The 12,486-nt window shown below is 55.3% G+C and carries 14 protein-coding genes; 3 read left to right on the top strand and 11 right to left on the bottom strand.

Going from position 1 to position 12,486, the window contains the following annotated elements; genetic code table 11:
- Positions 1 to 16: 16 nt before the first annotated feature.
- Positions 17 to 601 (top strand): NUDIX domain-containing protein, encoded by a 585-nt coding sequence (locus PUZ33_RS02845; protein WP_020688643.1) that lies wholly within the window; start codon positions 17 to 19, stop codon positions 599 to 601.
- A gap of 83 nt (positions 602 to 684) precedes the next feature.
- Positions 685 to 1,443 carry a trans-aconitate 2-methyltransferase gene (gene tam, locus PUZ33_RS02840; protein ID WP_058680431.1) on the top strand — a complete coding sequence of 253 codons (759 nt, stop codon included), beginning with the start codon at positions 685 to 687 and terminating at the stop codon, positions 1,441 to 1,443.
- Between the two features lie 6 nt (positions 1,444 to 1,449).
- Here tam and PUZ33_RS02835 read toward each other — a convergent pair whose 3' ends face one another.
- The 7 genes from PUZ33_RS02835 to PUZ33_RS02805 form a co-directional block, all read right to left on the bottom strand.
- A complete protein-coding gene (locus PUZ33_RS02835; protein ID WP_038980702.1) occupies positions 1,450 to 2,640 on the bottom strand; it encodes a cytochrome c biogenesis protein/redoxin in 1,191 nt (396 codons plus the stop codon).
- A gap of 137 nt (positions 2,641 to 2,777) precedes the next feature.
- A complete protein-coding gene (locus tag PUZ33_RS02830) occupies positions 2,778 to 4,073 on the bottom strand; it encodes a sensor histidine kinase (protein ID WP_252107567.1) in 1,296 nt (431 codons plus the stop codon).
- Positions 4,070 to 4,810, bottom strand: coding sequence for a response regulator (locus PUZ33_RS02825; RefSeq protein ID WP_020688639.1), 741 nt, complete (start codon positions 4,808 to 4,810; stop codon positions 4,070 to 4,072). The genes PUZ33_RS02830 and PUZ33_RS02825 overlap by 4 nt, the downstream gene beginning before the upstream one ends.
- A 44-nt stretch (positions 4,811 to 4,854) precedes the next feature.
- On the bottom strand, positions 4,855 to 5,850 hold the full coding sequence (locus PUZ33_RS02820) for an alpha/beta fold hydrolase (RefSeq protein WP_013096598.1): 996 nt from the start codon (positions 5,848 to 5,850) through the stop codon (positions 4,855 to 4,857).
- A 145-nt stretch (positions 5,851 to 5,995) separates the two neighbouring features.
- The gene (locus PUZ33_RS02815) at positions 5,996 to 6,436 is read right to left on the bottom strand and encodes a GNAT family N-acetyltransferase (RefSeq protein WP_058680433.1); all 441 of its coding nucleotides are present in this window, start codon (positions 6,434 to 6,436) and stop codon (positions 5,996 to 5,998) included.
- A gap of 12 nt (positions 6,437 to 6,448) precedes the next feature.
- Positions 6,449 to 6,919 carry a GNAT family N-acetyltransferase gene (locus PUZ33_RS02810; protein ID WP_020688637.1) on the bottom strand — a complete coding sequence of 157 codons (471 nt, stop codon included), beginning with the start codon at positions 6,917 to 6,919 and terminating at the stop codon, positions 6,449 to 6,451.
- 9 nt (positions 6,920 to 6,928) lie between these two features.
- Positions 6,929 to 7,516 (bottom strand): hypothetical protein, encoded by a 588-nt coding sequence (locus tag PUZ33_RS02805; RefSeq protein WP_058680434.1) that lies wholly within the window; start codon positions 7,514 to 7,516, stop codon positions 6,929 to 6,931.
- A gap of 134 nt (positions 7,517 to 7,650) precedes the next feature.
- On the opposite strand from PUZ33_RS02805, the gene PUZ33_RS02800 reads away from it, so the two are divergent.
- Positions 7,651 to 8,199 (top strand): GNAT family N-acetyltransferase, encoded by a 549-nt coding sequence (locus PUZ33_RS02800; protein WP_058651321.1) that lies wholly within the window; start codon positions 7,651 to 7,653, stop codon positions 8,197 to 8,199.
- Here the strand turns inward: PUZ33_RS02800 and PUZ33_RS02795 are convergent.
- The 4 genes from PUZ33_RS02795 to PUZ33_RS02780 form a co-directional block, all read right to left on the bottom strand.
- Positions 8,187 to 9,101: a bestrophin family protein gene (locus tag PUZ33_RS02795; RefSeq protein ID WP_058680435.1), complete on the bottom strand. Its 915-nt coding sequence runs from the start codon at positions 9,099 to 9,101 to the stop codon at positions 8,187 to 8,189. The genes PUZ33_RS02800 and PUZ33_RS02795 overlap by 13 nt on opposite strands.
- Before the next feature lie 197 nt (positions 9,102 to 9,298).
- Positions 9,299 to 10,750, bottom strand: coding sequence for a tagaturonate reductase (locus PUZ33_RS02790; RefSeq protein WP_058680436.1), 1,452 nt, complete (start codon positions 10,748 to 10,750; stop codon positions 9,299 to 9,301).
- Positions 10,751 to 10,867: 117 nt separating this feature from the next.
- Positions 10,868 to 11,395: a GNAT family N-acetyltransferase gene (locus PUZ33_RS02785; RefSeq protein WP_038419424.1), complete on the bottom strand. Its 528-nt coding sequence runs from the start codon at positions 11,393 to 11,395 to the stop codon at positions 10,868 to 10,870.
- A gap of 82 nt (positions 11,396 to 11,477) precedes the next feature.
- Positions 11,478 to 12,443: a sensor domain-containing diguanylate cyclase gene (locus PUZ33_RS02780; RefSeq protein ID WP_058680437.1), complete on the bottom strand. Its 966-nt coding sequence runs from the start codon at positions 12,441 to 12,443 to the stop codon at positions 11,478 to 11,480.
- Between the last annotated feature and the right edge of the window lie 43 nt (positions 12,444 to 12,486).

The raw sequence follows: 12,486 nt of genomic DNA, 5'->3' as shown, positions 1-12,486 counted from the left end.
GTAAGGAGCAGCAAACGTGCAATCGAAACGTGCAGATGTGCGCATCATTGAAAATGAAACGCTGTCGGATAACTGGTACATCCTGAAAAAGTACACCTTTGAGCTGCAGCGACGCGACGGTGAATGGCAGCGGCAAAGCCGCGAAGTGTATGACCGGGGAAACGGGGCCACGATACTGCTCTATAACCGTGATAAAAGAACGGTGATCCTGACGCGCCAGTTCCGCTTTCCGGTCTTTATCAATGGCCATGAGGACGACCTTATCGAGGCCGCTGCCGGGCTGCTGGATAACATGGATCCCGAAAGCCGCATCAAGGCGGAAGCGGAAGAAGAGACCGGATATCGTGTCTCCCGTGTTGAGAAAGTCTTTGAAGCCTACATGAGCCCAGGCTCCGTCACGGAAAAACTCTATTTTTATATCGCAGAGTATCACCCGCAGGATCGGGCCAGCGCAGGCGGCGGCATCAAGTCAGAGGGAGAAGATATCGACGTGCTGGAAATGCCGCTGGATGAGGCCTTGCGCGGTATTGATACCGGCAGGATTGTCGACGGCAAAACGATCATGCTGCTTTACCATATCGCGCTGAAAGGCGTTCTGTAGTCACTGCGTCGGTCGAGACCTGCCCCAGTGCGGGTCTCTGCCTGTGCTATTCTTGCTGATGAATTCAACACGGAGAGGCAAAAATGGCCGACTGGAACCCTTCGCTTTATCTGCAATACGGTGCCGAACGCACGCGCCCTGCTGCTGAACTGCTCGCCAGAATTCCACTGGATGAGGTGTCCACCATCGTTGATTTAGGCTGCGGACCGGGAAACAGCACCGCGCTGTTGAAGCATCGCTGGCCTTCCGCCCACATCACCGGTGTCGATAACTCACCGGCGATGCTCGAAGAGGCGCGCCAGGCGTTGCCCGATTGCCACTTTGTTGAGGCCGATATCCGGCAGTACAAGCCAGGCCAGCCGCTGAGCCTGATTTATGCGAATGCCTCGCTACAGTGGATCCCTGACCATTACGATCTCCTGCCGCATCTGGTTTCGCTGCTGAAGCTAAACGGCGTGCTCGCGGTCCAGATGCCCGATAACTGGCTTGAACCGACACACGTCTCGATGCGCGAAGTGGCTGTTGAACAAGGTTATCCGAATCGAGGCCGTGAACCTCTGCCCGGTGTCCATGCGTATTACGATATTCTGACGGAGGCAGGCTGCGACGTGGATATCTGGCGCACGACCTACTTCCATAAAATGGGATCGCATCAGGCGATTATTGACTGGGTCAGAGCCACGGGGCTGCGTCCGTGGTTACAGGAGTTGAATGAAAGCGAGCAGAAGCAGTTCCTGAAACGCTACCATGAACTACTGGAAGAGCAGTATCCGCTTCAGGAAAACGGGCAGATACTGCTGGCATTTCCACGCTTGTTTATCGTTGCTCAACGTCAACCCTGAGTCGGGTCAGGAGCGGGCCTCCTTCAGCAGCTGCTGAATGACCTTTTCCTGCTGGTCATAATTGCCTTCGCCAAAGGAGGTGTAGCGCAGTTGCCCTTTGGCATCGAAATAGTAGTGTGCGGGCCAGTACTGATTCCCGAAGGCGTTCCAGATCTTATAGTTATTGTCCGTGACCACCCGATACGGGAGCTGCCATTTCGTCACCGCTTTTTGTACCGAGGCGAGCGGTTTTTCCCACGGGTATTCCGGCGTATGCACACCTATCACCACCAGACCCTGCGCCTGGTACTTTTTGGCCCAGTCGCGAACGTGCGGGAGCGTATGCTGACAGTTGATGCAGTCCCACGTCCAGAAATCAATCAATACTACCTTCCCCCGCAGAGAGTCAGACGTGACAGGGTCACCATTAACCCATCCTGTTCCGCCGCTTAAGGAGGGTAACTGGCTGCTGGGTTCGGTCATCACCACCGGCTGAAGCTTCACCGGTGCCGTTGCGGGTTTCGCCAGCGTCAGGAGCGAATTTTCCAGACGGTCTGCGACCCCGTTGGCGCCTTTCAGAACGGACGTCATCCCGGTGGCGTTAAACGCAACGGTCGCTAACATGACCACGCCCGCCCCCTTGCGTAACCTTTCCATCAATGCCGATCTGGCACGCAGGGGTGCCATCAGCGCGCGACCACCGATAACCAGCAGCCCCAGCATCAGCGCGCATCCGCTGCCGTAAGCGGCCAGCAGTGCCCCCGTGGCAATGGCGGAGTGACCGGCAATATTCAGGCTGAAGATGGCACCCAGAATCGGTCCGGCGCACGGCGACCAGAGTAACCCGACGGCCAGCCCGGCCAGAAACGCGGAGAGAGTACCGCGCGTCTGTCCGCTGCGTGTGTTTAGTAGATTACCTGCGCTGACGGCCGGTCCGGCAATACGCTGGGCGAATGTCGGGAAAATGAGTGCCAGCGCGGCTATTGCCAGTACAACCAGTGCGACCCAGCGCCCTGCTATCGTCGCCTGGGCGATCCAGTTGCTGGCGGCGGTAGCCACCAGTGCCACGAGGGTGAACATTACAATCATCCCCGCGAGCAACGCCAGAATATGCCGTCGTTGCCCCTGGAACCCGGCAAACAGCAGTGGAATAACCGGGAGTGTACATGGGCTGAGCAGGCTTATCATTCCGCCCAGAAAAGCGATTATCAGAAACATAGTGACCTCACATTACAGATGCCCTGCGAAGCTGCAGTGAGGTTATTTCACCGTGTTGATATGTTCAGGATGTGTGCAAATCAGCGCGAATTGTCTGTGCGCGTATCATGAAGGCTGTCCGATACAAAACCGTACAATTACCCGCGCGGCAGCGTAATCGAAACGTCCAGCCCACCCTCGGCGTGGTTCGCCAGATGCAATTTCCCGCCTAACTGCGCAGTCAGCTGGGCGGCGATGGCCAGCCCTAATCCGGTGCCCCCGGTGTCGCGGTTTCGTGAGGTTTCCACCCGATAAAACGGCTGCAATACCGCCTCCAGTTCGGCGTCCGGTATCCCCGGTCCGCCATCGCGAATGGCGATCGTGACATGATGGGCATCTGAATGAATCGTAATGACGGCGTAGTCGCCAAATTTCAGCGCATTATCCAGCAGATTGGTCATCACCCGGCGTAGCGCCTGCGGACGCGTGACCACGGGCAGACGGGCATCGGTTGCCTGAAGCTGCACGTTTTTCCCGATGTCCTGGTAATCCCTGGCGATGCTGTTTATCCAGGCATTCAACTCCAGCTTGAGCGAGGTCTCTTCCAGCGATTCTGATGACCGGGCATACGCTATTCCTTCCCGCACCAGGCGCGTCATATTGTCCAGGTCGTTGAGCAACTTGTCCCGTAGCTCCGGCTGGTCCGCCATTTCGACGCGCAACTTCATGCGCGTTATCGGAGTCTGAAGGTCGTGCGATACGGAGGCCAGGATCTGCGCGCGCTCTCGCAGGTAAGACTGGATACGCGCCTGCATCGCATTAAAGGCGTGCGCGGCCCGTTGCACCTCGACCGGCCCTGTCTCGGTCATTGGCGAGCTTGCTGCCGGGTCAAGGGAATCCACCGCCCGGGTAAACTGAGAAAAGGGTCGAATAACCTGACGCACGGCAATCCATGAGCAGAACGCCAGAAGCAGTAGCTGCAACACAAGCACTACAGGCAGCCAGCTGGCGACCGGAGGCATTCGGGGGATAAGGTCAATGGTTAGCGGCGAACCATCGCTCAGCGTAAGGTGGGCCTGAATATGGGAAACCGGCCCCGGCACGGCAGTAAACGTCAGTGGCCAGGTTGCCGACAGCGCCTCTGTCAGGGTGCGGATGGCATCCTGCGAGCGTTTGTCATGCGGTGCAGGCCCCGGTTCGCCGGTTCCCAGAATGTAGCGATAGTTCCCCCGCGCCAGTCGTTCCAGCCAGGCTGGACGCTCCTTTGCGGGAAGCCGGTCGAGGATGGCCACACTGGTGGAAACGTCATATTCCAGGTTGCCGAGCATCACCGTGCGGGCGCTGCGCATTCGCTCAAGCATGACCAGCGTGAGGCTGAGCGCGTTGGCCAGCAGGAGCCCCAGCATCACGATGATCAGCAGTCGCGTCAGTAACGAGCGTGGCCAGAGCCTCATTCATTGGCCTCTTTGATGATCACCGGCATGGTAAAAACGTACCCTTCGCTGCGAACGGTCTTGATGTAGGCCGGCGTGCGGGCATCTTCATTCAGTCGCTGACGAACCCGACTGACCAGAAGATCAATCGAGCGCTCAAAGAGTTCAGCATCTCGCCCCTGGGTCAGGTTAAGCAACTGATCGCGGCTCAGCACACGCTGAGGATGGTCAAGGAACACGCGCAGAAGTCGGTATTCCGCCCCGCTGAGTGCCACAATCATCCCCTCGCTGTCGATCAGGTGACGAGCAACGGTGTCCAGTTGCCAGTCGCCGAACATCACCAGGCGCCCGGCCTCGGTCACCTGCAGATTGGGTGGCATGGTACGAAAACGGCGCAAAATGGCTTTGATACGCGCCAGCAGTTCGCGCGCAACAAAGGGCTTCACGACATAGTCATCGGCCCCCATTTCCAGCCCCAGGATCCGGTCTGTCTCTTCGTTGCGCGCGGTCAGCATCAGGATCGGCAGATCTTTATGTTTACCGCTGCGCAGTCCCCGGCAGAGCGTTAATCCGTCATCGCCTGGCATCATCACGTCCAGCACCACCAGATCGACATGCTGTTTATCTAGCACGGCCCGCATCTCTTTGCCGTTTGCCGCGCCAGACGCGCGATAGCCCGACTTGACGAGATAGTCGACAATCAATTCACGAATATCCCTGTCGTCATCGACGACAAGGATATGATCAATATGCTCCACCGGGATCTCCTGACTGAGGGGTAACGTATTGAAAATAGCACATATCACAGCTTATCCGCGTCGATAACCGCCTTGACGAAATCCTGCGGATCTTCCTGCGGCGGGTTGTGCCCCACGGTGGCCCCAAAGGTGCGGTGTTCATATTTACCGGTGAATTTACCGGCATAGGCCTGCGGCGCAGGATGTGGCGCCCCGTTGTTGCCGCCTTCGATGGTGATTGTCGGAACGGTGATATTTGGCAATGTCGCCAGCTTCTGCTCGTAGCTGTCGTATTTACGCTCACCTTTTTCGAGGCCTAAACGCCAGCGATAGTTGCTGAGCGTAACCGCGACGTGATCGGGGTTATCCAGGGATTTTGCGCTGGCGTTAAAGGTCGCATCGGAAAACTTCCAGTCTGGTGAGGCCTGAGACCAGATCAGACGGGCGAAGTCATGGGTATTTTTGGCATAGCCTTCGGCACCGCGTTCTGTTGCGAAATAGAACTGATACCACCACTGCTGCTCTGCTTTTGGCGGCAGCGGCTGTTTACCAATCTGCTGGCTGCTGATGAGATAGCCACTTACCGAAACAAGGGATTTGACGCGTTCAGGCCACAGCGCCGCGACAATGTCCGCCGTACGGGCGCCCCAGTCGTATCCCGCAAAAACAGCCTGCTTAATGTTGAGGGCATCCATCAGGTTAACGATATCTTTCGCCATGGCCGAAGGCTGGCCGTTACGCGGCGTGCTTGCTGACAGGAAGCGCGTGGTGCCGTAGCCGCGCAGCGAAGGCACAATGACCCGGTAACCTTTTGCCGCCAGCGCGGGTGCGACTTCGGCATAGCTGTGAATATCGTAGGGCCAGCCATGTAACAGAATCACCGGCTGTCCCTCTTTTGGTCCGATATCGACATAGCCGATATTCAGATCGCCAGCGTTAATTTGCTGAGGGTGATCGAAGGCTGCGGCAACATCTTTGCCGGTGACTTCGGCCTGACAGGACATAACGGTGCCAAGAGAAACGGTTAACGCCAGGGTTGAATACGCGAGTTTGCTGAACATGTTGGTATCTCCGGTTAAGAACAGTTGACGGGGATATAACAACACGCGTTTGTATAGAGGATATGTGCGAAAGGGGGTTTATTGCAATCCTGTGTATGTATCCGGTACACAGATACAGTGTGATACAAACACAGGTGATTCAGGCTTACAGCGAGAGGCGGTAACGTACGTAATCGTCAGCTTCGCCGTATTTGTCATAGAGTTTACGCGCCGGGTTGTTCTCCCGGGTCACCCAATACAGTTTCGACCACCCTTCGCGCTTGCCTTCGGCTATCAGGGCATCAATGAGCGCCTTCCCGGCCCCCGCACCGCGTTCGGTGGCATCAACAAACAGATCTTCCAGGTAGCAAACGGGGGCCGTTGACCAGGTGCCTTCGTGGAGAATGCACATCGCGAAACCAATGATCTTTTTGTCTTTCTCTACTACGCGGCAGAACATCGGTGAATGCGCTGAGAGCGCCCTTTCCCATGTCGATGCGGTAACCGATTCATCGAGAAAGCAGTCATAAAAATGGGTATATCCGTCCCATAGCGGTCGCCACTGGGCGTAATCGTCTGCGCTTAAAGGTCTTACCGTGACAGCCATGCGTTCCTCACATTACAAGTTGATCGCCATTTCAAAACAGCGTAAATCAGCGCCCGCCATGCGCGAGTGATGATACTTTTCGCTCAGCGTGACAAACCCCAGCTTCTGGTAAAACGACCGGGCGTTAGGCGTTGCATCGAGCGTCAGGCGGGTTAACCCCCGGCTATGTGCCTCCTGTTTGAGCGCCTCGATAATCCGGGTCGCCATGCCTTTTCCGGATGCCGCCGGCAAGGTGAATATCGCCTCCAGACAGTGGGTATCCAGATCAAGATAGCCAGTTGCCGCAATGTCGCCCTTTTCATCTTCCACCACGTAAAAAGGGTATTCAATGACCATTTGCCGATAATGCTCCGGCATGTCGTCGGGCGTCCAGCGCGCAATGACGTCCGCGTCGTAACTGGTTTTACAGCCGTGACGAATCGCCTGATTGCGAATATTCCAGAGTATTTCAGCTTCCTGCGGATGTGCTTTTCGTAACGTCATATCACCTCTTTAATGGTTTTTTAACCGGATTTCACGTGCAACTCTGGCAAGACGCTGAGTGCGACAATAGAGGGTAAACAGCACAAAGCCGCTGCTATTCATTACCATCCGACAAAGTATCAGCGCGAAGGATGCGGTGACCAGTGGCCAAAGGTTTCCGCTATGAGAAAACAGAAGATGCAGAACCTGAACGAGAGTTATGACCAGCAGAATGATGAACACTGCCATAAACCCCAACAATCCTGACGTTACCCCTCGGGCCAGAAGCACGCTGATAACAATGAGCGCGCCTGTCATTATTAATGATGGTGCGAAAAAGCTCAGTGCATGGTGTAAAGGTGACAAACCCTGCAACGCGCTGAGAAAAGGCAGAAGGTTTAACGCAAACGCCACTAAAAAAAGAGGTAATAGCGCCGCTACCGGGTAAGGATTTTGACGCGGAAGCTCGCTGAGGGGGCGAGAAAAATACCCTTCCAGCTCGGGGGTGGAATGATTCAAAACACGGGTATCACGACGAGCAATGGCCTCCTCTATCACTTTGCCATGCTGCAGGAGATCCTGGAAAACACGTCCGGTTAAAAGAGACCACAAGCGCATTAAAATTTCGCCATTGAAGAAATGATGCCTATTTTTGGTAGGGTATAAACTCAGCACGCCTCAACTGAATGTGATAGAGATGAAAATACCAGAACGCAAACAGAATCATAACGCTTAAATATGGAGATCTGCGGATGACGATACCGACGCTCACGACAGAACGCTTGCTTCTAAAACCGCTGGTTGCCGAAGATGCCGTTCAGATACAAAAGCGCTATCCGTGCTGGGAGATCGTCCGCTATCTGGTCTCTTCCGTGCCCTGGCCCTACCCGGATAACGGCGCGGAAAACTATGTCAACAACGTGGCGCTGCCGGATATGGCGAAAGGGATTGCCTGGTTCTGGAGCATCCGCCGTCGTGAAGCGCCGGACGAACTGATGGGGGTTATCTGCCTGTACGATGTGGAAGATAACAACCGCGGGTTTTGGCTGGCGCCGGAGTTTCAGGGAAAGGGATATATGCGCGAAGCCAGCATTGCGGCAACGGATTACTGGTTTAACACGCTGAACAAACCCGTATTGCGCGCGCCGAAGGCGGCCGCCAATAGCCGCTCCCGTCGTATTTCAGACAGTAGCGGCATGCGGCTTATCAGAACGGAAAAGAAAGCGTACGTCAGCGGTATGCTCGATTCTGAGCTGTGGGAAATCACCCGGGACGAGTGGAACGCCCGTCAGGTCAGCTGATAATACTTATCCGGCATCAGTCTTTCCGGAATGTTCTCTTCATCGTTCATCTGCAGCAGATCGCGTTCCATCATGTTGCAGATGGCGTCCAGCGGCAGGTCGTTGTCTTCGGTACCAAACGGATCTTCCAGCTCTTCTGCCAGCGTATCCAGCGAAATAAAGGTATACGAAATCAGCGCAGAGACAAACGGCGTCATGTAGTGCAGGTCAACGACCAGCGCGAACGGCAGCATGATGCAGAACAGATAGACCGTACGGTGCAGGATAAGCGTATAAGCAAATGGCACGGGCGTGGTGGCGATGCGCTCGCAGCCTGACAGGACAATCGACATATCGTTGAGACGGTTGTTCAGGCTGTGGAACAGCATATCGGAGAGGTCTCCGTTACGGCGTCTGACGGCCAGCCATTCACCCATGATCAGCAGAATACGGTTCGCCGGGGAATTGGCGGCCATGACGTTGCGTAAATCCTCCGCCGCCAGATAGCGCGACAGTTGCCCTTCCCCCTTTTCACGACGCAGGGTCATGCGCAGACAATGGGCAAAGGCGATCTGCAGGCGGACGAACTCACCCAGATGTTTATCATCCGGCAAGGTGTTTTTAACCTCGCGAAATAACGAGCGTGCCGCTATCATCAGTTGCCCCCACAGCTGGCGAGCCTCAACGTAGCGTGAATAGCAGGCGTTGTTTCTGAACCCCAGAAAGATAGCGATGGCCACACCCAGGATGCTGAACGGCGCAACGGTAAATTTGATGCCCAGCGAGGTATACCACGGCAGCATCAGAATAACGGCGATGGATAGCAGGAAGTTAAGTAACAACCGGGTATAGATTTTAGGAAGTACCGAACCGTGCCAGACGAAAATCAGTTGTAGCCAGTGCTGTTTGGGACGAACAATCATAGTCAGCTTCAGGAAAGGAAAGAGCCGCGTTATTAAACGTGATCCCTGTCACGGTTGCAAGCTTGTTAATAACAGATTGCATTTTATCACCTGATAAGCAATAAACCGCACGGTGCTACAGCCTGTTTTACATAAACGAGTCCATAGTATGTTGTAACTAATGAGATATAAAATACCCGGCCGAAGCCGGGCATGGGTTAACAAAGCGGTTTTACTGCGGCCCGCATCCCCTGTTGCAGAATCGCGTCGAGATCGCGCGAAACCTGACCGACAAGACCCTCTAGCTGAGTTAAATCCTGCTCCCAGTGCTCAGTAACGCTTAAAACGGAGGCGACCAACTCGCGGGTGGTGATCTGTTTATCGTGATGCTGCGCCCACAGCTGTTGGTAACGAGCAAGCCAGTGCACGTCATCCTGCACCGGATAGTTCTCCCCGTTACGCTCTGCACGGTAGAACGCGATCAGTGCGGCCAGCGCGAACGTCAGGCGAGCGGGCAACGTGCCAGATGCCCTCACCCCCGCCAACAGCTGCGGCAGAATGCGCGTGCGATACTTGGTCATGCCGTTAAGGGCAATCGACAGCAGCTGATGCTTGATATACGGATTGCGGAAACGACCCGTAACGGCGCTGGCGAAAGAGGCCAGTTCATCACGCGGCAAATCCAGGACCGGAATGATTTCCTCATAGATCGCTTTTTCGATGAACGCGCATATGTTGGCATCATTCATCGCCTCGCCCACCGTATCCAGCCCCGCCTGGAACGCCACCGGCACCAGCGCCGTGTGCGCGCCGTTGAGAATCGCCACTTTGCGCTCCTTGTACGGCTTAATGTCATCCACAATCCGCACGTTTAACGGGAATTTGTCCAGACGCAGTTCGCTGGCCAGGGATTCAGGCCCCTGAATAACAAACAGGTAGAAATGTTCAGCGGTATCCAGGAACGCATCGTGATAGCCAAGCCCGGCTTCCAGCGTCGCCGCTTCGTCGCGCGGATACCCCGTTACAATGCGGTCAACTAACGTGGAGCAGAAGCTGTTATGCGCATTCAGCCACTGAATAAATTCCGCTGGCAGTGCCCATGCCTGTGCATAGCGCAGCACCAGTTCGCGCAGCGCTTCGCCGTTATAGTCTATTAGCTCGCACGGAATGATGATCCAGCCTTTGTCCGCTGCGCCGTTAAAATGGCTGAAGCGCTCAAACAGCAGCCGCGTCAGCTTCGCTGGATAGCTCACCGCTGGCGCATCTTCGAAACGATCGCCCGCGTGCCAGCTAATCCCCGCCTCGGTGGTGTTGGAGAAGACAAAACGCATCTCTGGATTGTGCGCCAGTTTCAGAAATTCATCGTACTGGCTGTAGACGCTAATCTCCCGATTCACCGAGCGGATAAGACGCGCTTCGCTGACCGCCTCGCCCTGCTCATTCAGACCCCGAATGATCGTGGTATACAGGCCATCCTGAGTGCTTAATGACGGCGGGAAGTCGCTTTGAATTGGGCGTACGACCACGACGCCGGCATTGAGATCGGTATGTTCGTTTAACAGGTCGATTTGCCAGTCGACAAACGCACGCAGGAAATTGCCCTCGCCAAACTGAATGATTCGTTCGGGGTGGAGAGCACCGGGGAAATCACGACGGTTAAGTGTGTTCACAATGGGGTCCTTTTATGATTAGTCGTACAACCTGATTAAATTGGTATGATAACTTACCAAAGCTTTTCGACCAGAACCCCGCTTTTGATCAATTCATCACGTCATTGAGGGAAATAATCACAAGAACTTATAGAAGACCGATGTGGCGGTCATCGCGCCATCCGGCATTAGCGCATAACGCGGGATCTCCCCCACTTTTTGCCAGCCAGCACGCTGGTAGAAGGTCTCCGCTCCGCTGCCGGTTGAGGTATCCAGCACCAGCACCGAGATGTCTCTTGCTCTGGCCTGCACTTCCAGCTCCTCCATTAGCGCCATCGCGGCACCTTTACGACGCGCTTTTTCATGCACCAGCAGCTTTGCCACATCGGCACGATGCGGCTGGTTTTCCGGCTGATCTGTAATGAGCTGCACGGTGCCAATCATGCCATCCTGAGAATCGATGCAGGCCAGCACAACGCGTTCGTTACGCCCTACGCTCCCGGCAATATCCTGCCAGAAAGCACGAGCTTTATCGGTACTGAATGGCAACATAAAACTGACGGAAGCGCCGCCCCTGACACAGTTTTCAAGGATATCGGCCAGCGCATCGAGGTGGGTGAGAATATCGTCCCGGGTGAGGGTTTTGATCTGCAGTGAGGTATTCATGGGTTTTCCTTACGTTGAATACGCTCACTGTGCATTTAACATTTACGTAACGCAATCACATCAGACATAGGCTTTTGTTATGTCATGTTGCGCGCTTGCGCTGCTGCTTCATGGCATACATTTTTTCATCCGCGTCTTTCATCCACTGCTGCAGATCGTTGCCGTTATGATCGAACTCGCTCAGCCCCCAGGAAAAATGGAGTGACCAGGGATGCAGCCTGCGCGCATTGTACTGTTCAACCTGCTCGGCCAGATACTGCATGGCAATCCAGGCCCCCTGCTCGTCGGTATCGGCAAACAGCACGGCAAACTCATCGCCGCCAAAGCGAACCAGCAAATCCGCTTCACGGAAAGAGGTGCGCATCAGTTCCGCCATCACTTTCAGCGCGTTGTCGCCCTCTTCATGTCCGTAGCGATCGTTAATCTCTTTGAAGCGATCCAGATCCAGCCAGCCCAGAGTTAACGGCTCCGCCCGACGTCTGGCTACGGAGAGCGTGAAGCGGAGCAGCTGGTTAAAGCCCCGACGGTTAAACAGACCGGTTAATTCATCGGTTGTCGCCGCGCTGACGGCAGCAAACTCGTCTTCCGCCAGCGCGCTCAGGTCGCCCAGCACGGCAAGATCGGCAGCGGAAAATTCACGAGGAGAATAATCAATCAGGCACAGCGATCCCACGCTCGCCCCGTCACGTAAACGCAGTGGAAAACCGGCATAGAACCTTACGCCAGGCTCAGCGGCCACCAGCGGGTTATCGGCAAATCGATCGTCCTGACGCATATCGGCAACCACCAGCGGCGCTTCGCTGAGGATCGTATGGCCGCAAAACGAGATATTACGCGGAACGGTTTCAGGCGCCTGACCATCGGCCGACTTCACAATCAGCGAGTGTTCATCAATAAGATTGACCATCGCCAGGGGGACCTGGAAGAAGCGTTTTGCCAGACGTGTCAGTCGGTCAAACGCCGGGGAACTGTCGATCTCAAGCAGGCCTGACTCGCGCAGCGAGTTCAGACGTTCCATTTCATTTGCTGGGGTTGCAGGTGTTTTCATAACGTCTCCTGACGCAAAGCGTTACTCAAAGCGTAGCCTAAAC

The organism is Enterobacter cloacae complex sp. 2022EL-00981, assembly GCF_028737495.1.
In the GTDB taxonomy this organism is placed as follows: domain Bacteria; phylum Pseudomonadota; class Gammaproteobacteria; order Enterobacterales; family Enterobacteriaceae; genus Enterobacter; species Enterobacter cloacae.
Note: the sequence above shows the minus strand (reverse complement) of the source record. Positions and strands in the feature narration are given on the sequence as shown.

Coding starts and splice junctions, on each gene's coding strand:
- tam (WP_058680431.1), top strand. CDS start 685: ATGGCCGACTGGAACCCTTCGCTTTATCTGCAATACGGTGCCGAACGC.
- PUZ33_RS02835 (WP_038980702.1), bottom strand. CDS start 2,640: ATGTTTCTGATAATCGCTTTTCTGGGCGGAATGATAAGCCTGCTCAGC.
- PUZ33_RS02830 (WP_252107567.1), bottom strand. CDS start 4,073: ATGAGGCTCTGGCCACGCTCGTTACTGACGCGACTGCTGATCATCGTG.
- PUZ33_RS02820 (WP_013096598.1), bottom strand. CDS start 5,850: ATGTTCAGCAAACTCGCGTATTCAACCCTGGCGTTAACCGTTTCTCTT.
- PUZ33_RS02815 (WP_058680433.1), bottom strand. CDS start 6,436: ATGGCTGTCACGGTAAGACCTTTAAGCGCAGACGATTACGCCCAGTGG.
- PUZ33_RS02810 (WP_020688637.1), bottom strand. CDS start 6,919: ATGACGTTACGAAAAGCACATCCGCAGGAAGCTGAAATACTCTGGAAT.
- PUZ33_RS02805 (WP_058680434.1), bottom strand. CDS start 7,516: ATGCGCTTGTGGTCTCTTTTAACCGGACGTGTTTTCCAGGATCTCCTG.
- PUZ33_RS02800 (WP_058651321.1), top strand. CDS start 7,651: ATGACGATACCGACGCTCACGACAGAACGCTTGCTTCTAAAACCGCTG.
- PUZ33_RS02795 (WP_058680435.1), bottom strand. CDS start 9,101: ATGATTGTTCGTCCCAAACAGCACTGGCTACAACTGATTTTCGTCTGG.
- PUZ33_RS02785 (WP_038419424.1), bottom strand. CDS start 11,395: ATGAATACCTCACTGCAGATCAAAACCCTCACCCGGGACGATATTCTC.
- PUZ33_RS02780 (WP_058680437.1), bottom strand. CDS start 12,443: ATGAAAACACCTGCAACCCCAGCAAATGAAATGGAACGTCTGAACTCG.